We start from the raw sequence: 18,008 nt of genomic DNA, 5'->3' as shown, positions 1-18,008 counted from the left end.
ATACAATGAAACGAAAAATTGCTTTATTATCAGATATTCACGGGAATACGACAGCTTTAGAAGCTGTGTTAGCAGATGCCAAAAAGGAACAGGTGACCGATTACTGGTTTTTGGGAGATTTGTTGGCGCCGGGAACGGGGCGAAGGAAGATTCTTGACTTAATGGCTGCTTTGCCAATCAGTCTCCAAGTGCGGGGAAATTGGGAGGATAGCATTTGGAATGCTCTTCATGGGAAATTAGATATCAGTCGCCCTAGTCATTTATATATGGTTTGTTTATGCCAGTATCTTTTAGAAGAAGTCACACCTGAGGAACTGAACCGATTGCATGAGCTGCCTTTGCAGCTTTTGACAAAAGTTGGCGATTTAGAAATTGCTGTGACTCATCATTTGCCAGATAAAAATTGGGGACGAGAGCTGATTCATATTGGTCAACAAGAGAATTTTGATCGCCTGTTTGAAGGTAACAATTGTGCCATTGCCATTTATGGTCATATTCATCAGCAATTTCTTCGTTATGCGACGGGGGGACAGATGATTATCAATCCAGGCTCTATCGGTCAGCCGTTTTTTCTAGATGCTTGTTTGCGAAAGGATCTGCGAGCTCAGTATGCTATTTTAAAAATTGATGAACAGGGATTAGTAGATGTCGATTTTCGACGAGTGGCTTATGATGTAAATAAAGAATTGGAAATGGCTAGAACATTGAAGTTGCCTTATTATGAAGTATATTACGAAAGCCTTGTCAATGGGATTCATCACACCCATAACCATGATTTACTTCGGGCAATTAGTGAGCGAGAAGATTATGTTGCACATCTCAAGGAGTTTTTCAGAAGTAACACTTGAAGTTACAACGAAAATAAAGTATACTAGTAATAGAATCAGCAAATGAAAGGAGTTTTACATGCAAATTTCGAGTCGTTTTACCATTGCTACGCACATGTTGACTGTTATAGCACTAGAATGTCAAGAACATAAGGTAACTAGTGATTTTTTAGCTGATAGCGTTGGAGTAAATCCTGTTATTATTCGCAAGGCATTATCACAGTTGAAAAGCGCAGGCTTGATTTCCGTTGCGCGTGGAACGGGCGGAGCTGTCATTATGAAAGATTTAAAAGACATTACCCTCTTGGATGTCTATCAAGCAGTAGAATGCCTAGGCAAATCTGGACAACTCTTTAGCTTTCATGAGCATCCTAATCCATCTTGTCCCATTGGCAGAAATATTCACTTAGTTTTAGATGATAAATTAGCAGAAATTCAAGCAGCAATGGAAAAAGAATTGAGTAAAACCAGCCTTGCAGATGTCGTTGCATCCGCCCAAGAAGAGATACAAAAACAATCCGTTTCGTGAGAAATGGATTGTTTTTTGGAGAAAAAGAGGAGCTAAAAATAACAGTTGATTTCATAATCAAGAAAAACTTGCTGATAATCATAGAGGTCTTCCGGATGTAGAGCTTGCACATTTTCCATTTCATAAGAACGTTTTAGTAATTTATATTTATTTTCACCGAATTGATGAAAAGGTAAGAGTTGTACTTGGTCAATAGATAATTTTTTAAATAAAATAGCAAATTGTTCGGCATCTTCTAGAGAGTCATTAAAGCTAGGGATAACAGGAATACGCAGGACAATGGTTTTTTGTTGCGAAAAAGCATAATGAATATTTTTGATAATTAGTTCATTTTTGACCCCTGTGACTTTGCGGTGATTGATGGTGTTGTAATGTTTTAAGTCAGTATAGATAAAATCTACATACTGGAGCAAATCAACGAATTTGTTATGATCTACAAAGGCTGTCGTTTCAATCGCTGTATGGATACCTTTTTCTTTGGCAGCTTTAAGGATTGCTTTGGCAAATTCAAACTGAGCAAAAATTTCTCCGCCAGACAAGGTCAGGCCTCCACCTGATTCTTCATAAAATTCTCTATCTTTGAGAACTTCTTTGATAATCTCTTCAACGCTTTTTTCCTCTCCCATGGTGATAGTCTTTTTGCTAGAAGCGTCTAACATGGGCTCAGGTTTAAATTTCTGAGATTCTGGATTGGCACACCAAGGACAGCGTAAGGGACAGCCTTTTAGAAAAACAGTTGTCCGAATTCCTGGTCCGTCGTGAATACTAAAATGTTGAATATTAAAGATGATTCCTTTTTCTGCACTCATGATGTACACTCTTTTCTTGCTTATTTTCTTTTATTATATCAAACAAACGAAAGAAAAACAATTACGAATGAAACTATTTTTTATTTTATTTATTCCTTAAATTCTGTTAAAATAAAGAATGAGGTGAATAAAATGGAACGTTTAGATGAAATCGTTAAGCTCGTTTCAGAGTTTGAAAAAATTGATGTTAATACTTTATCTGATAAATTAAAAGTCTCTAAAGTAACGATTCGGAAAGATTTGGATAAGCTGGAAATGAAAGGCTTGCTTCATCGGGAGCACGGTTATGCGGTCTTAAATAGTGGTGATGACTTGAATGTCCGGCTTTCTTTTCATTATGATACCAAGCGAAAGATAGCACAAGAAGCGGCAAAAATTGTTGCAGACAATGAAACGATTATCATTGAATCTGGTTCAACTTGTGCTCTGTTAGCTGAAGAAATCTGTCGTACTAAGAAGAACGTGAAAATTATTACAAATTCTTATTTTATCGCAGACTATGTGAGAAAAGTAGATTCTTGCAAGATTATCTTGCTAGGCGGTGTATTTCAGAACGATTCGCAAGTTACGGTCGGTCCTTTGCTTAAGGAAATGATTCAATTTTTCCATGTAGAACATGCTTTTGTAGGGACTGATGGCTATGATGAAGAGCTTGGTTTTACAGGTAAGGATTTAATGCGTAGCGAAGTGGTGCAATATATGTCGGAAGCATCTGATAAAATGATTGTGTTAACAGATTCGAGTAAATTTGATAAAAGAGGGACTGTCAAGCGCTTTGGTTTGAAACAGGTTTCGCAGGTGGTAACCGATCAAGCTATTCCGACAGCCGCGGTTCAACGCCTAAAAGCAGCCAATATCAAATTGACTCTAGTCTGATAAGTAGAGGGAGATAAGATGAAAAGTGAAAGAAAAAGGCTATTAGCTAAGATTGCTTATCTTTATTATGTAGAGGAGAAAAGTCAGGCAGAAATTGCAGCAGAGACAGGGATTTATCGGACAACTGTGAGTCGTATGCTGGCTGAAGCTAAAAAGGAAGGCATTGTCAAAATCGAGATTGAAGCCTTTGATACGCGTTTGTTTCATTTAGAAAATGTAGTGAAAGAGAAGTATGGGTTAAAAGGACTTGAAATCGTAGCAAATCAAGTGGATGATTCACCTTCTGATTTGGAGCAGCGGTTAGCTCAATCAGCGGCAGGAATGCTTCGGGGGATGATTGATGACAATGCTAAAGTTGGATTTTCATGGGGAAAGAGTCTTAGTCTCTTGGTAGAACACTCGGGCAGTCGGCACTTGAATAATGTGCATTTTTTTCCATTGGCTGGCGGACCTAGCCATATTCATGCTCGTTATCATGTTAATACCCTCATTTACAGTATGGCTAATAAATACCATGGGGATTGTCGCTTTATGAATGCGACGATTATACAGGAAGACGAGATCTTAGCAAAAGGAATTTTGTCTTCTAAATATTTTGAGGACTTAAAAAGAAGTTGGCAAGAACTAGATGTGGTTGTTGTTGGTATTGGCGGACAAGTGGATGAAAAGAATCGGCAGTGGTTGGATATGCTGACGGCTGAAGATTTTCGTACAGTGGAAAATGAAGGAGCTGTCGGAGAAATTTGTTGCCGCTTTTTTGATGAAAATGGTGAGTTGGTTGATGAACAGTTGCAAAATCGAACAGTTGCTATTTCTTTAGATTATTTAAAAACAGTTCCTCACAGTCTGGCTTTCGCCTATGGTCGTCAAAAAGCTGCCGCTATTTTGGCGGTTTTACGTGCTGGGTATGTCAACCATTTAGTTACAGATGAAGCAACTATTTTAAAAGTGTTGGAATTGGATAGTAGTGCAGTTAATTAGTAGTTTATAAAAGTTCTCCTTTTCCTCGTTATTTCATCTTCAAAAGGTCAAGAATAATGATTCTGACCTTTTTTATTTCACTTGATAAGCACAAATGTGCGATAAATATAAAAAAAGAGAATTTGTTCAGCGATATATTGACGGAATAAGAGAAAGATGATAAATTTGAGTTACAAACAAAAATAAAACGCTTTCAAATAAAAGAAAGATATATTTTGTAAATAAAAATAGGAGTAACGTTAAATATGGAAGTGATTGTAGCTGATCAAATCATTATGGGGTTAATCTTGCATGCTGGGGATGCCAAACAGCATATTTACCAAGCTTTATCATTAGCAAAAAATGGTGAGTTTGAAAAGTGTAATGAGTATCTAGAATTGGCAGATCAGGCATTATTAGAAGCTCATAATCTTCAAACGGAGTTTTTGGCACAGGAAGCGGGGGGAACAAAGACAGAAATTACAGCTTTGTTTGTCCACTCTCAGGATCATTTGATGACCAGTATTACAGAAATTAATCTTATCAAGGAAATCATTGACTTGAGAAAAGAATTACAAGTGAAAAAATAAATCATCAGGAGGATGAAGATATGATTAAAATTGGGTTGTTTTGTGCAGCAGGTTTTTCAACAGGAATGTTGGTCAATAATATGAAAATAGCTGCGAAAGAAGCTGGTTTAGAGGTTGAGATTGATGCTTATTCTCAGGCCAAGTTAGCAGATTATGCACCAAACTTGGATATTGCTTTGTTAGGACCACAAGTAGCTTATACTTTGGATAAGTCAGCTGCCATTTGCGAAGAGAACCATATTCCAATTGCGGTCATTCCAATGGCGGACTATGGCATGCTAGATGGTAAAAAAGTATTGAATCTCGCTTTGGGGCTTTTGGAACAAAAACAAGGAGCTTAGTTATGGCTAAAATAGATACTCAAAAAATTATTGCGCCGATTATGAAATTTGTCAATATGCGCGGTATTATTGCCTTAAAGGATGGTATGTTGGCAATTCTGCCCTTGACAGTTGTTGGAAGTATCTTTCTGATTGTAGGACAGTTACCATTTGAAGGCCTCAATCAGGCGATTGCAGGCATTTTCGGGAAAAATTGGACCGAGCCATTTATGCAGGTTTACTCAGGAACTTTTGCGATTATGGGTTTGATTTCCTGTTTTTCTATAGGATATTCTTATGCTAAAAATAGTGGTGTAGAGCCTCTGCCGGCAGGTGTGTTATCTGTGTCTTCTTTCTTCATTCTTTTAAAATCTTCTTATATTCCAGAAAAAGGTGAAGAAATTACAGACGCGATTGCCAAGATTTGGTTTGGCGGTCAGGGGATTATTGGAGCCATTATTATTGGTTTGGTTGTCGGTAGTATCTATACCATGTTTATTCAAAAACATATTGTTATTAAGATGCCAGAGCAAGTTCCTCAAGCGATCGCCAAGCAATTTGAGGCTATGATTCCAGCTTTTGTGATATTCTTCCTTTCCATGGTAGTCTATATTCTTGCTAAAATGCTGACAAAGGGTGGTACTTTTATCGAAATGATTTATGGTGTGATTCAAGTACCGCTGCAAGGATTGACTGGTTCCCTTTACGGTGCAATCGGTATTGCCTTTTTCATCTCTTTCCTATGGTGGTTTGGTGTACACGGACAATCTGTTGTCAATGGTGTAGTGACCGCTCTCTTACTTTCAAATCTGGATGCTAATAAAGCCTTGCTTGCTGCTGGAAAGTTATCTGTTGGAAAAGGTGCTCACATTGTCACTCAGCAATTCTTGGATAGTTTCCTTATTTTGTCTGGTTCTGGTATTACTTTTGGTTTGGTGGTAGCCATGCTCTTTGCAGCTAAGTCTAAACAATACAAAGCACTAGGAAAGGTTGCTGCTTTTCCAGCAATCTTTAATGTCAATGAACCAGTTGTGTTTGGGTTTCCAATTGTTATGAATCCCGTCATGTTCTTGCCTTTTATTCTTGTACCTGTTTTAGCGGCTGTAATTGTTTATGGTTCTATAGCAATTGGCTTTATGCAGCCATTTTCAGGGGTGACCTTGCCATGGAGTACACCAGCTATTATTTCTGGTTTCTTAGTGGCAGGATGGCAAGGTGCTCTCATCCAAGTTGTCATTTTAGCTATGTCAACTCTCATCTATTTCCCATTCTTTAAATTCCAAGACAATCTTGCTTACAGTAATGAACTGAAAGCGGAAGGATAAACTACATTGTATCACTGTAAAGAAATTATTTTAACGTTGATTGAGCACAAATGTGCAAAAAATCTTTAATTCGATAATTGATTATAGATGATTGAATTTTTGCATCTTGCATGCTACAATAGTTACGAAAGAAATAAAAATAATTTCATAAGAAAGGTTGTGCTGTGATGCCTAATGTAAAAGAAATAGAAAAAACGACGATACAAACAAGTTATTTTGGTAGTTTAACGGACCGAATGAACAAGTATCGGGAAGATGTGCTGGACAAGAAACCTTATATTGATGCTGAACGTGCTGTTCTTGCAACAAGAGCTTATCAAGAGCATAAAGAAAAGCCAAATGTTCTGAAGCGTGCTTATATGCTTAAGGAAATTTTGGAAAATATGACGCTTTATATTGAAGATGAGACCATGATTGTTGGAAATCAGGCTTCATCTAATAAAGATGCACCTATTTTCCCAGAGTATACTTTAGAATTTGTACTCAATGAATTAGATCTTTTTGAAAAGCGCGACGGTGATGTTTTCTATATTACAGAGGAAACCAAAGAACAAATCCGGAACATCGCTCCCTTCTGGGAAAACAATAACCTCCGTGCTAGAGCTGGGGCTTTACTTCCAGAAGAAGTTCAGGTTTATATGGAAACTGGCTTCTTTGGCATGGAAGGAAAGATGAACTCTGGTGATGCTCACTTGGCAGTCAACTATCAAAAATTGCTTCAATATGGTTTGAAAGGTTTTGAGGAAAAAGCTCGGGCAGCTAAGGAGACCTTGGATTTAACAGATCCGGCTAGTATTGATAAATATCATTTCTATGATTCAATTTTCATTGTAGTGGATGCTGTGAAAGCTTATGCGAATCGTTTTGTCAAATTAGCTCAAGATACGGCAGAGTCTGCAAGCCCAGAGCGCCGTCAGGAATTATTGGAAATTGCTCGAATTTGCTCCAAGGTGCCTTACGAACCAGCGGAAACGTTTGCTGAAGCTATTCAGTCTGTCTGGTTTATCCAGTGTATTTTACAGATTGAGTCTAATGGTCACTCCCTCTCTTATGGGCGCTTTGACCAATACATGTATCCTTATGTTAAGTCGGACTTGGAAGCTGGTCGCGAGACGGAAGAAAGCATTGTCGAACGCTTAACCAATCTTTGGATTAAGACGATTACGATCAATAAAGTACGCAGTCAGGCTCATACTTTCTCATCTGCTGGTAGTCCTTTGTATCAAAATGTGACAATTGGTGGACAAACACGTAATAAGAAAGATGCTGTAAATCCCCTTTCATATCTGGTTTTGAGATCTGTTGCACAGACGCATTTGCCACAGCCGAACTTAACAGTTCGCTACCATGCTGGTCTAGATGCTCGTTTTATGAACGAATGCATAGAAGTTATGAAACTAGGTTTTGGAATGCCTGCTTTCAATAATGACGAGATTATCATCCCATCCTTTATCGCAAAAGGCGTTTTGGAAGAAGATGCATACGACTATAGTGCCATCGGTTGTGTGGAAACTGCCGTGCCTGGTAAATGGGGCTACCGTTGTACGGGTATGAGCTACATGAACTTCCCTAAAGTGCTTCTCATCACTATGAACGATGGAATTGATCCCGCATCTGGCAAGCGTTTTGCACCAAGCTTCGGTCATTTTAAAGACATGAAGAGTTTTGCTGAGCTGCAAACGGCTTGGGACAAGACTTTGCGCCACTTGACTCGTATGAGTGTTATCGTGGAAAATTCTATCGACCTGTCTCTTGAAAGAGAAGTGCCGGATATCCTCTGCTCAGCTTTGACAGATGATTGTATCGGACGCGGTAAGCATTTGAAAGAGGGGGGAGCTGTCTATGACTATATTTCTGGTCTCCAAGTCGGTATTGCCAATCTATCAGACTCACTAGCAGCAATCAAGAAGCTAGTCTTTGAAGAAGGAAAACTGACTCCAGCTGAACTCTGGCATGCGCTTGAAACGGACTATGCAGGTGAGCGTGGCAAGGAGATTCAAGAGATGTTGATTTCTGATGCACCGAAATATGGTAATGATGATGATTACGCTGATAAGCTGGTGACTGATGCTTATGATATTTATGTGGATGAAATTGCTAAATATCCAAATACCCGTTATGGACGCGGTCCAATTGGCGGTATCCGCTATTCAGGAACATCTTCTATTTCAGCCAATGTTGGTCAAGGTCGCGGTACTTTGGCGACACCAGATGGCCGCAATGCAGGAACACCGCTCGCTGAAGGCTGTTCTCCATCTCACAATATGGACAAGAATGGTCCGACTTCTGTATTGAAATCTGTTTCTAAATTGCCGACAGATGAAATCGTTGGGGGGGTTCTGCTCAATCAAAAAGTGAATCCTCAGACCTTGTCTAAGGAAGAAGATAAAATTAAATTGATTGCTTTACTTCGTACGTTCTTTAACCGTTTGCACGGTTATCATATTCAATACAATGTTGTTTCTAGAGAAACCTTGATTGATGCGCAAAAACATCCTGAAAAACACCGTGATTTGATTGTGCGTGTTGCAGGATATTCGGCATTCTTCAATGTACTCTCCAAAGCAACACAAGATGATATTATCGGACGTACAGAACACACATTATAAAAGAGGTCCAGTTTATGGAATTCATGCTTGATACATTAAATGTAGAAGAAATAAAAAAATGGTCGCAAGTTCTCCCCTTGGCAGGAGTGACTTCTAACCCGACCATCGCTAAAAAAGAGGGGAAGATTAATTTCTTTAAACGCATCCAAGAAGTTAGAGAAATTATTGGGGAAGCTCCTTCCATTCATATTCAGGTTGTTGCCAAAGATTATCAGGGAATTTTAAAAGATGCCGCTGAAATTCGCAAGCATTGTAGTGGAAATGTGTTTGTCAAAGTACCTGTAACCCCTGAAGGTTTAGCCGCTATAAAGGTTTTAAAAGCAGAAGGTTACAAGATTACGGCAACTGCTATTTATACCATTTTCCAAGGCTTGTTAGCCATTCAAGCTGGTGCGGATTATTTAGCACCTTACTATAATCGAATGGAAAACTTGAACATTGATGCAGATGCAGTCATTGAGCAGTTAGCAACGGCGATTGCATTAGAAGGTTCGTATAGTAAAATCTTAGCAGCTTCCTTTAAGAATGTAGGTCAAGTCAATCAAGCATTTGCAAATGGTGCTCAAGCTATCACAGCAGGCGCAGATGTGTTTGAATCAGCTTTTGCTATGCCGTCTATTTCAAAGGCAGTAAATGATTTTGCAGCAGATTGGTCATTCATTCATGGTCAAAAGTACATCTAATCTCCATTTTTGCGTAGGAAGAGGTATTTTATGAGAACTTTTGCAAGCCCTTCTCGCTATATTCAAGGTGAAGATGCCTTATTTGAAAATGCAAAACAGATTTTGAACTTAGGAAACCATCCAGTTTTGCTTTGTGACAACACTGTTTATCAAATTGTAGGAAAGAAGTTCCAATCCTGTCTTACTCGCTATGGACTTCATGTATTGCATGTCAGTTTTAATGGTGAAGCTTCGGATAATGAAATCAATCGGGTAGCTACTTTAGCTGAAAAAGATGGAGCAGATTTAGTGATTGGTCTTGGTGGTGGAAAAACAATTGACAGTGCTAAGGCAATTGCTGATTTATTAGAAGTGTCTGTTGTCATTGCACCGACTATTGCTTCAACAGGTGCACCGACTTCAGCCCTTTCTGTAATTTATACTGAGGAAGGTGCATTTGAAAAATATATCTTCTACAGTAAGAATCCAGAGCTCGTCTTAGTAGATTCAAAGGTCATTGCTCAAGCTCCAAAGCGCTTGTTAGCTTCTGGAATTGCAGATGGTTTAGCGACTTGGGTTGAAGCGCGTGCGGTTATGCAGGCAAATGGAGAGACCATGCTAGGACAAAGACAGACTTTAGCAGGCGCAGCTATTGCCCGAAAATGTGAAGAAACTCTTTTTGCAGATGGTTTACAAGCACTGGCTGCTTGTGAGGCGCAGGTGATAACACCAGCCCTTGAGCATATCATTGAGGCTAATACGCTTCTCAGCGGTGTTGGTTTTGAAAGTGGTGGATTGGCTGCGGCTCATGCCATTCACAATGGATTTACAGCTCTGACTGGTGATATTCATCATCTGACTCATGGAGAAAAAGTAGCTTATGGAACGCTAACACAGCTCTTTCTTGAAAAACGTCCAAAAGAGGAGTTGGAAAAATATATTCGTTTCTATCAGAAAATTGGTATGCCTACGACTTTGGCAGAAATGCATTTAGAAAATGCCAGCTATGATGATTTGCTCAAGGTTGGTAAGCAAGCTACTATTGAAGGTGAAACCATTCATCAGATGCCGTTTAAGATTTCAGCATCTGATATTGCAGGTGCTATCCTAGCAGTCGATCGTTATGTAAACTCCTTATAAAAATAAAAAGAAACAAGTCCGATTAGATTGGACTTGTTTTTTCGTGTAGTGATAGCTAAAAGTTTTAATCAGAAATAATAAACGCCTGATGCACATTGAAAATGTTATAATGATAATAAATGTGAGAAATAAATGCAAACTAGTGGAGGACAGATTGAGTAAAAAATTAGAAGATATGAGTTTAGAAGAATTATGGCAGTTGTTTCCCATATTTCTTGTAAAACATAATAAAGAATGGGCGGATTGGTATGATGAGGAAGCAACTGCTATTTTGTCCCTGATATCAGCTAAATATATAGTAAGAATATCTCATATTGGTAGTACCGCTGTTCAAAATATATGGGCAAAGAATATAGTAGATATATTACTTGAGGTTCGATTAGCAGAAGAACTAGAAATAGTGAAAAATATTCTTGTTGAAAATAAGTGGTTATGCATGAGTCAAAGTACACAGCGAATCTTATTAAATAAAGGATACACAGAGCAAGGTTTTGCAGAAAAAGTCTTTCATCTTCACATTAGAGTTGTCGGAGATAATGATGAACTATATTTCAGAGATTACTTACGTGAGAATCATAATGTAGCGAAAGAATATGAACATTTAAAGCTGAACTTATGGAAGAAATTTGAACATGATAGAGACGGATATACTGATGCAAAGCGTAAGTTTGTTAAACGATACACTAAGGTTGCAAAAGAAAAATTTATAGGAAGATATTAAAATAGACACGAGCGCTGTGATGGTGCTTTTTTCCTTACTTGAAATGTGGTAAAATGAATGTAACTAAAATATGAAAAGAGTATAAAATGGCGAAAAAATCAAACGCAAATATTGGATTTGAAAAGGAACTATGGGATGCTGCAGATTCACTTCGGGGGCACATTTCAGCGTCAGAGTACAGAAAAGTTATTGTCGGTCTAATCTTTTTAAAATATGTATCAGATGCTTTTGAAGAAAAATACCAACAATTACTTGCAGATGGTGACGGATTTGAGAATGATCCTGATGCATATTCAGAGGAGAATATTTTCTTCGTCCCTGAAATAGCTAGATGGCAATTTATTGCGAGTCATGCCCATTCTTCGGAAATTGGCACAGTCTTGGATGAAGCCATGCGTGAAATCGAAGAGGATAATCCGAGTCTAGAGAATGTCCTTCCTCAAATCTATGCCAGTCCAGACTTAGATAAGCGAGTTTTAGGGGAAGTTGTAGACATTTTTACTAATATTCAAATGTATGAAGGTGAGAATGAAAAAGATTTACTTGGGCGTGCTTATGAATATTGTATTGAACAGTTTGCGGCATATGAAGGAAAAACGAGGAGGTGAATTTTATACTCCGACCAGCATCGTAAAAACGATTGTAGAAATATTAAAGCCTTATAGAGGCCGTGTTTATGATCCTGCTTGTGGGTTTCGTGTCATAATAATGACACGGGCAAATAGTCAAGTAAATACAAGGGGTTTAGAGCTTTTACCAAAGTTTAAAATCAAAAAAATGAATAGTGGTGTGCTGTTTAGAACAGTTAGTACGGAAATAAATGTTGTAAACAGTACATCAGCATAAAGGAGGAATTCACATGTCTAAGGTGAAAAAAGACATGATTAAAGCAAAAGGTTTTGCTGTTCAAATTTATACTGAAGACGTTAAAAATGACTATATAAGTTTAACGGATATTCCAAGATATAAAAGTGATGAACCATTTATTGTTATTAATAACTGGTTGAGAGGCAAAGACAATATTCAATTTTTAGGTTTATGAGAATCAATGCATAATCCAGATTTTAAACCTATCGAATTCGATAGGTTTAGAAATGAAGCAGGTAGTAACGCATTTACATTGTCACCACAAAAATGGATTGAAAAGACAAATGCAATAGGTATGTTTCTAAGTAAGGACTATATGGAGGCACATTTGCTCATACTGATATAGCAATGGAATTTGCTTCATGGATTTCGCCAGAATTTAAGCTTTACATTATTCAAGACTATAAAAGACTTAAATCAGATGAAGATTCAAGTTTGTCACTGGGATTGAATCTTAATCGAGAAATTTCCAATATTAACTAAAAAATCCATACAGATGCAATTAAAGAATATCTCTTCAGAGATCTAACAAACTAGCAATTATCCTATAGATACGCAAGTGAAGCAGATATGCTCAATGTTGCCTTATTTAACAAAAGAGCAAAACAGCGGCAGGAAGAAAATCTAGATTTAAAGGGTAATATGAGAGACTATGCAAGTTTAAATGAATTATTGGTACTTGCCAATATGGAAAGCAACAATGCAGTTCTTAGTGGTAAATGAATGGACCCAAAAGAAAGAATGATAGAACATAGAAAGCTTGCAAGAACTCAACTGATGTCACTTGAAAAACTTAATTAAAGTGGTATAAAAAGATTAGAAGAAAAGAAATAATTGTTTTCAAAGAATAAAAAGCTAAACAAATTTGAATTTGCAAGTGAAAAAGAGAAGCAATAAAGGAATTAAAATAATGAACGATATAAATTTAGGCAGACTCATTGTTCCGATATATATAAATGAAAAAATTGTTTTAGATATGCTTGCTATTATGGAAGATGGTTTTTCAATGGTGAGTCAGATCAATTATACAGAACATAAAGAAAATCATTCTGCTCAAAAGGTCGATGCAGGAGTTTCAACATCTGCTACTATTTTAAGTAAACTATTAAGAATTAATATTTCTGGTGGATTAAGCCATGATGGAAACAAGGGTGAAAATGAAAGTGTTGTTAAAGAAAAGGTACACACAAATGTTTCTCTTTTGTCCAAGTTCCGTGGATTTTTGTTAGAACATAAGATGTTGAATTCAGATTTTAATTTTTCTAAAATGAAAGTAGGTGATTTTATTGAAGTTGAAGGAGAATTACAAAAAAATCCGCTAATAAATTATATGGATATTTTTATTGACCTTTTTCGTATGGTTGAAATTTTTGCTGAAAAACCACAGCTAGGTAATAAAAAACAGGCAAATAATCAAAAGCAAAAAGAAAATGAAACTATAAAACAAATTGAGTCATTTGCTAATGAGTTAAAACATAGTGGTACAATTGATTTTATTTTGTCTGATTCCAAAGGAATGACAGTGCTATCGGTACAAGAACAATATCTTACAAATGACAATATATCGGAAATTATTGGTGGTCGTTTTAAAGTTCTTGGTAAAGTAATATCCATATGTGAAAAAGATACGGAAAACATTGATCTTCTTAGAAAAACTTCATTATCTATCCTATCAGAAGAATTATTAAATAAGATGTTTTCAGCATTTAAAACAACTGATATGCAACAATTCAATTTGCCTGAGTTGAAAACAAAAATAACTGGTCCTGCTGTTATTGTAATTCCTATTGCAATTTATATTTAAATAAAGAAGAATACTAACAGTAAAACGAGTATTTCTAAGAGGTAAATTTTTCAAATATGTGGATTTCTAAATCCCAGTTTATAGGATTAACAATCTACTTGAATAGACGGAAAATTTATTAGCTGTAAGTATTGATATGACCATATGATTAACAGGTGGATCTCGCGTCATAATTACGACAACGGCAGATAGTAACGATGAACACTGAGTTTAAGGACTAAATTTATAGAAAAATTATTAATAGGAGGAAGGTAAAATGAAATTTACACCAGAAAACAAAACAATTAAAACAATGTTTCGTTCATATCCTATGATGAGTATTCCGAATTTTCAACGAGAATATAGCTGGGATAAGTATTACTATAACACCTTTTTTATAGATATACTTGAAGGAATAAAACAGGAAGATAAAAAGCTAATTAACACAGATTACTTTATAGGCACTATGGTTTTCTCAGGATCTGAAAAAAAAGATGAAAGTATAGAAGTTATTGATGGTCAACAAAGACTTACAGTTATTACTATATTGTTATCAGTTCTAACCAATAAATTCAAAAATATAAAAGAAGAAGATTTAGCAGAAGCAACATTTGAATATATTAAAACAAAAGATGATTATGGAAGGCCTATTCCTAAGTTAAAAAGTATTACCTCATACCCATATTTTGAAGCATATGTTCAGTCAATTGAAAAAACAGATGTTGAACCTGTAACCGAAGAAGAAATTAACATAAAACAAACCTATAATTATTTTGAGTCAGAGTTGGAGGAGATGAAGTTAAAAGGGAAATATGATTTCAATGAAAATACTCTTTATAAAGATTTGTTGATAGCAATTAGAGATTAGATTCTTCAGATGAATGTTATATCTATTTTAACTGAAGAAAAAGATTCGGCTTATGAGATATTTGAAATATTGAATGCAAAGGGAAAAAACCTTGCGAGTATTGATTTAATTAAAAATAGTATATATTCTAAATTTCATGCTGACGATAATGCAAAAGATAAGATTATAGAAAATAAATGGGAGGGAATTAAAACTACATTGAGAAGTAGAAATCCCAATATTGGATTTGCTACATTTTATAGGCATTATTGGATTTCAAAATATCAAAAGACAACTAATTCAAAGCTATATGATTCTTTTAAAAAACATATTAAATCTAATAAAAAATCATATGAGGAATTTGTTGAAGATTTAAGTACTATAGCAGAGACGTATATGAAAATAGTAAGTCCTAATATAGATGATTATGATAACAGAAAAGAATGTAATTGGTTAATCCAGAGTTTAAAAGCTATAGAGAAAACATTTGGCGTTACACAAGCAAGAATAGCACTATTAGCATTATTTGAACTTAAATCAAATGACAAAATATCATCAAAAGCTTTCAAGGATGCGGTTAATTACATTGAAAATTTTATTTTCGCATATACAGGAGTATTAAAAAATCAAGCAAATATTTATGAGTCAAGATTTTCTAAGCTAGCAATAAAATTGCGAGAAAGCGAAAATAAAAGTGATACAAATAATATTTTAAAGGAATACTTATATCAAGAGTTTGAGGACAGATATCCCCAAAAAGAAGAGTTTCTTTCAGGTTTTGTACGTTTCAGGTTTTCTAAAGAAGAGTCTCCAACTAATACAATAACAAAATATGTATTGAATAAAATTTCATCAAAATTAAATAATAGCGAAGTTTATAGTATAGATTCATCTATAGAACACATAATTAACGAAGATATATCAAACGATAACACATTATTCATTGGAAATTTAATATGTTTAGAAATTGATTTAAATAATGAAGCTAGTGATCTAGCCTATGAAGAGAAATTAGAAGTATATAAAAAATCAAAATATAATCAAATTCGAATTTTTTGCAATAATTATCCAAATTTTAATGAAAATGATATAGAGGAAAGATCCAAAATATTGGGAGAGTATTATTATGATAATATATTAAATAAAAGCAACTAGTGAGAGTAACTAGATCTTTTACGATTTATTAGTTGGGTCAGGCGGTATGTTTGTTCAGTCAGCTAAGTTTATAGAGAATCATAGTGGAAATATTAATAATTTATCTGTTTTTGGTCAAGAATCCAACGCTGATACTTGGAAGATGGCTAAGATGAACATGGTTATCCGAGGTATTGATGCGGATTTTGGTGAGCATCAAGCGAACAGTTTTTTCAATGATTTACATCCAACACTAAAAGCTAATTATATCATGGCTAATCCACCCTTTAATTTTTCTAACTGGGGAGTAGATAAGCTGCAAGATGATATTCGCTGGAAATACGGAACGCCACCTAATAGCAATGCAAACTATGCTTGGATTCATCACATGGATCCTAGTAATGGCAAGGTTGGCTTTGTTCTGGCGAATGGCTCACTCTCATCGACTCAGAGCGGTGAAGGGGACATTCGTAAAAAAATTATCGAAGATGACTTAATTGAGGGGAGTATAGCTCTTCCTGCTAATCTCTTTTAAGATTGCTATCGTCGTTGATATGTGGCTGACTGGATTTGATGTTCCTAGCCTTGCAACCATGTATGTATATAAGCCAATGCAAGGTCATAATCTTATGCAGGCAATCGCTCGCGTTAATCGTGTATACAAAAATAAAGAGGGTGGAGTTGTAGTTGATTATATCGGTATTGCAAGTGCTTTAAAGCAAGCCATGAACGATTATACAAATCGAGACAAAGGTAACTTTGGGGACACTGATATAGCTAAGACAGCTTTACCAAAGTTTGTCGAAAAACTAGAGGTCTGTCGTGATTTGTTTTATGGGTTTGACTATTCAGAATTCATGCTCTCTAAATCAAGTGATTTAATCAGAGCTAAAACAATTAGTGGCGGGGTAAACTTCTTGTCAAGTGTAGACAAGGAGAAGAAGAAAGAGCTCTTCATAAAAGAGTCGTTACTCTTACGCCAAGCGTTATCACTTTGTCGTTCTTTGCTTACTCCTGAGCAACGTTTTGAAGCAGCTTATTTTGAAGCAGTCAGAACATTGCTAACACGAATAACTGGGGAGGGTAAAAAGCTTTTTTTGAAAGATATTAATGATCGTATCAATGAGTTACTAAAAGCTTCTATCAAGAGTGAAGGCGTCATTAATTTATTCTCAGATATTGATACAGGATTTTCGTTATTTGATCCTAAATTTTTAGATGAAATTTCTAAAATGAAGGAAAAAAACATAGCGGTAGAACTCTTAAAAAAATTATTACAGGAGCAGATTACCTTATATCAAAGAACTAATTTAGTCAAATCCGAAAAGTTCTCTGAAATTCTTTCGCGAGCGATGAGAGCATATCTGAATGGCATGCTTTCGAATGAAGAAGTTATTGCTGAATTAATGAAAATGGCCAAAGAAATGGCGAAGGCTCACGAAGAGGGGGATTCTTTAGGTCTTACCGATGAAGAATTAGCTTTCTATGATGCTTTGACGCAACCACAAGCAGTCAAAGATTTTTATGAAAATGATGAGCTTGTTGCAATGACTCATGAATTAACTGAGACATTGCGCAAAAGCAGAACTATTGATTGGCAGAAAAAACATTCTGCGCGTGCTCGTATGCGCATGCTTGTTAAACGGCTCCTTAGGAAATACAAATATCCACCGGAGGGTGTTGAAGACGCTATTGTGACAGTTATCAAGCAATGTGAAATGTGGACAGATAACCCTGATAATAACTATGAAAGTTATTCTTTTCTAGACGGATTGATGGTTGCTGAAAAATAAAAGAATCATTGTAGTAGAATGAGAATATCTTAGCATTGGGAGAGAAAATGGTTAATTCTCTCCTTATTGTGCTTTTAAGTTGAGTTTTTATACTGTAGCGTTTATAAATCTATATATAAATAAAAAGAAAGCTCTATAATATCCAAATGGAGTTACCCACTATAGAAATTATAGAGCCTTATTATTGATAGCGAGTAGCTTGAAGACAGCTGCTCT

The 18,008-nt window shown here is 35.9% G+C and carries 15 protein-coding genes and 4 pseudogenes; 18 read left to right on the top strand and 1 reads right to left on the bottom strand.

Annotated features, from left to right (window positions below; all coding sequences use genetic code 11):
• Positions 1 to 5 precede the first annotated feature (5 nt).
• Positions 6 to 848: a metallophosphoesterase family protein gene (locus ACOMA9_RS02955; RefSeq protein ID WP_330944911.1), complete on the top strand. Its 843-nt coding sequence runs from the start codon at positions 6 to 8 to the stop codon at positions 846 to 848.
• Positions 849 to 906: 58 nt separating this feature from the next.
• Positions 907 to 1,356, top strand: a complete 450-nt coding sequence (locus ACOMA9_RS02950) for an Rrf2 family transcriptional regulator (protein ID WP_330944910.1) — start codon at positions 907 to 909, stop codon at positions 1,354 to 1,356.
• A gap of 32 nt (positions 1,357 to 1,388) precedes the next feature.
• Here the strand turns inward: ACOMA9_RS02950 and ACOMA9_RS02945 are convergent, their stop codons facing one another.
• A complete protein-coding gene (locus tag ACOMA9_RS02945; RefSeq protein ID WP_003023885.1) occupies positions 1,389 to 2,165 on the bottom strand; it encodes a glycyl-radical enzyme activating protein in 777 nt (258 codons plus the stop codon).
• A gap of 132 nt (positions 2,166 to 2,297) precedes the next feature.
• Here ACOMA9_RS02945 and ACOMA9_RS02940 point away from each other — a divergent pair, with 132 nt between their 5' ends.
• The 16 genes and pseudogenes from ACOMA9_RS02940 to ACOMA9_RS02865 form a co-directional block, all read left to right on the top strand.
• On the top strand, positions 2,298 to 3,041 hold the full coding sequence (locus tag ACOMA9_RS02940) for a DeoR/GlpR family DNA-binding transcription regulator (RefSeq protein ID WP_330944909.1): 744 nt from the start codon (positions 2,298 to 2,300) through the stop codon (positions 3,039 to 3,041).
• A gap of 18 nt (positions 3,042 to 3,059) precedes the next feature.
• Complete coding sequence (locus ACOMA9_RS02935; protein ID WP_151380161.1) at positions 3,060 to 4,022, top strand: sugar-binding transcriptional regulator; 963 nt, start codon at positions 3,060 to 3,062, stop codon at positions 4,020 to 4,022.
• 245 nt (positions 4,023 to 4,267) lie between these two features.
• Positions 4,268 to 4,591 (top strand): PTS lactose/cellobiose transporter subunit IIA, encoded by a 324-nt coding sequence (locus ACOMA9_RS02930; protein WP_003023891.1) that lies wholly within the window; start codon positions 4,268 to 4,270, stop codon positions 4,589 to 4,591.
• A gap of 20 nt (positions 4,592 to 4,611) precedes the next feature.
• Entirely contained in the window at positions 4,612 to 4,932 is a 321-nt protein-coding gene (locus ACOMA9_RS02925) for a PTS sugar transporter subunit IIB (protein WP_151380160.1), read from the top strand.
• Between the two features lie 2 nt (positions 4,933 to 4,934).
• Positions 4,935 to 6,236, top strand: a complete 1,302-nt coding sequence (locus ACOMA9_RS02920) for a PTS sugar transporter subunit IIC (RefSeq protein WP_003032486.1) — start codon at positions 4,935 to 4,937, stop codon at positions 6,234 to 6,236.
• A gap of 167 nt (positions 6,237 to 6,403) precedes the next feature.
• Positions 6,404 to 8,845 (top strand): glycyl radical protein, encoded by a 2,442-nt coding sequence (locus tag ACOMA9_RS02915; protein ID WP_247936983.1) that lies wholly within the window; start codon positions 6,404 to 6,406, stop codon positions 8,843 to 8,845.
• Between the two features lie 14 nt (positions 8,846 to 8,859).
• Entirely contained in the window at positions 8,860 to 9,528 is a 669-nt protein-coding gene (locus tag ACOMA9_RS02910) for a fructose-6-phosphate aldolase (protein ID WP_330944907.1), read from the top strand.
• Positions 9,529 to 9,558: 30 nt separating this feature from the next.
• Positions 9,559 to 10,647 (top strand): glycerol dehydrogenase, encoded by a 1,089-nt coding sequence (locus ACOMA9_RS02905; RefSeq protein ID WP_247936985.1) that lies wholly within the window; start codon positions 9,559 to 9,561, stop codon positions 10,645 to 10,647.
• A 154-nt stretch (positions 10,648 to 10,801) separates the two neighbouring features.
• Positions 10,802 to 11,368, top strand: a complete 567-nt coding sequence (locus tag ACOMA9_RS02900; protein WP_330944906.1) for a GrpB family protein — start codon at positions 10,802 to 10,804, stop codon at positions 11,366 to 11,368.
• Between the two features lie 86 nt (positions 11,369 to 11,454).
• A pseudogene (locus tag ACOMA9_RS02895) lies at positions 11,455 to 12,061 on the top strand (type I restriction-modification system subunit M N-terminal domain-containing protein); the annotation flags it as partial.
• 166 nt (positions 12,062 to 12,227) lie between these two features.
• Positions 12,228 to 13,036, top strand: a pseudogene (locus tag ACOMA9_RS02890) (KilA-N domain-containing protein).
• A gap of 109 nt (positions 13,037 to 13,145) precedes the next feature.
• Positions 13,146 to 14,039 carry a DUF6414 family protein gene (locus ACOMA9_RS02885; RefSeq protein WP_247936990.1) on the top strand — a complete coding sequence of 298 codons (894 nt, stop codon included), beginning with the start codon at positions 13,146 to 13,148 and terminating at the stop codon, positions 14,037 to 14,039.
• 256 nt (positions 14,040 to 14,295) lie between these two features.
• Positions 14,296 to 14,886, top strand: coding sequence for a DUF262 domain-containing protein (locus tag ACOMA9_RS02880; protein WP_330944905.1), 591 nt, complete (start codon positions 14,296 to 14,298; stop codon positions 14,884 to 14,886).
• 9 nt (positions 14,887 to 14,895) lie between these two features.
• Positions 14,896 to 16,020 carry a GmrSD restriction endonuclease domain-containing protein gene (locus tag ACOMA9_RS02875; protein WP_330944904.1) on the top strand — a complete coding sequence of 375 codons (1,125 nt, stop codon included), beginning with the start codon at positions 14,896 to 14,898 and terminating at the stop codon, positions 16,018 to 16,020.
• A gap of 19 nt (positions 16,021 to 16,039) precedes the next feature.
• Positions 16,040 to 16,531, top strand: a pseudogene (locus ACOMA9_RS02870) (N-6 DNA methylase); the annotation flags it as partial.
• Positions 16,530 to 17,792: pseudogene (locus ACOMA9_RS02865) on the top strand (type I restriction enzyme endonuclease domain-containing protein); the annotation flags it as partial. The pseudogenes ACOMA9_RS02870 and ACOMA9_RS02865, both read left to right, overlap by 2 nt.
• Between the last annotated feature and the right edge of the window lie 216 nt (positions 17,793 to 18,008).

It is taken from the genome of Streptococcus atopicus (genome assembly GCF_049166725.1).
Classification (GTDB): Bacteria; Bacillota; Bacilli; order Lactobacillales; family Streptococcaceae; genus Streptococcus; species Streptococcus hominis.
This window is presented reverse-complemented; position numbering and strand designations above follow the sequence as displayed.

Bases quoted from the DNA above. Each gene is read 5' to 3' on its own strand.
- ACOMA9_RS02910 (WP_330944907.1), top strand. From the start codon at position 8,860: ATGGAATTCATGCTTGATACATTAAATGTAGAAGAAATAAAAAAATGG.
- ACOMA9_RS02945 (WP_003023885.1), bottom strand. From the start codon at position 2,165: ATGAGTGCAGAAAAAGGAATCATCTTTAATATTCAACATTTTAGTATT.
- ACOMA9_RS02875 (WP_330944904.1), top strand. From the start codon at position 14,896: ATGAATGTTATATCTATTTTAACTGAAGAAAAAGATTCGGCTTATGAG.
- ACOMA9_RS02935 (WP_151380161.1), top strand. From the start codon at position 3,060: ATGAAAAGTGAAAGAAAAAGGCTATTAGCTAAGATTGCTTATCTTTAT.
- ACOMA9_RS02880 (WP_330944905.1), top strand. From the start codon at position 14,296: ATGAAATTTACACCAGAAAACAAAACAATTAAAACAATGTTTCGTTCA.
- ACOMA9_RS02930 (WP_003023891.1), top strand. From the start codon at position 4,268: ATGGAAGTGATTGTAGCTGATCAAATCATTATGGGGTTAATCTTGCAT.
- ACOMA9_RS02920 (WP_003032486.1), top strand. From the start codon at position 4,935: ATGGCTAAAATAGATACTCAAAAAATTATTGCGCCGATTATGAAATTT.
- ACOMA9_RS02940 (WP_330944909.1), top strand. From the start codon at position 2,298: ATGGAACGTTTAGATGAAATCGTTAAGCTCGTTTCAGAGTTTGAAAAA.
- ACOMA9_RS02915 (WP_247936983.1), top strand. From the start codon at position 6,404: ATGCCTAATGTAAAAGAAATAGAAAAAACGACGATACAAACAAGTTAT.
- ACOMA9_RS02955 (WP_330944911.1), top strand. From the start codon at position 6: ATGAAACGAAAAATTGCTTTATTATCAGATATTCACGGGAATACGACA.
- ACOMA9_RS02950 (WP_330944910.1), top strand. From the start codon at position 907: ATGCAAATTTCGAGTCGTTTTACCATTGCTACGCACATGTTGACTGTT.
- ACOMA9_RS02925 (WP_151380160.1), top strand. From the start codon at position 4,612: ATGATTAAAATTGGGTTGTTTTGTGCAGCAGGTTTTTCAACAGGAATG.
- ACOMA9_RS02905 (WP_247936985.1), top strand. From the start codon at position 9,559: ATGAGAACTTTTGCAAGCCCTTCTCGCTATATTCAAGGTGAAGATGCC.
- ACOMA9_RS02885 (WP_247936990.1), top strand. From the start codon at position 13,146: ATGAACGATATAAATTTAGGCAGACTCATTGTTCCGATATATATAAAT.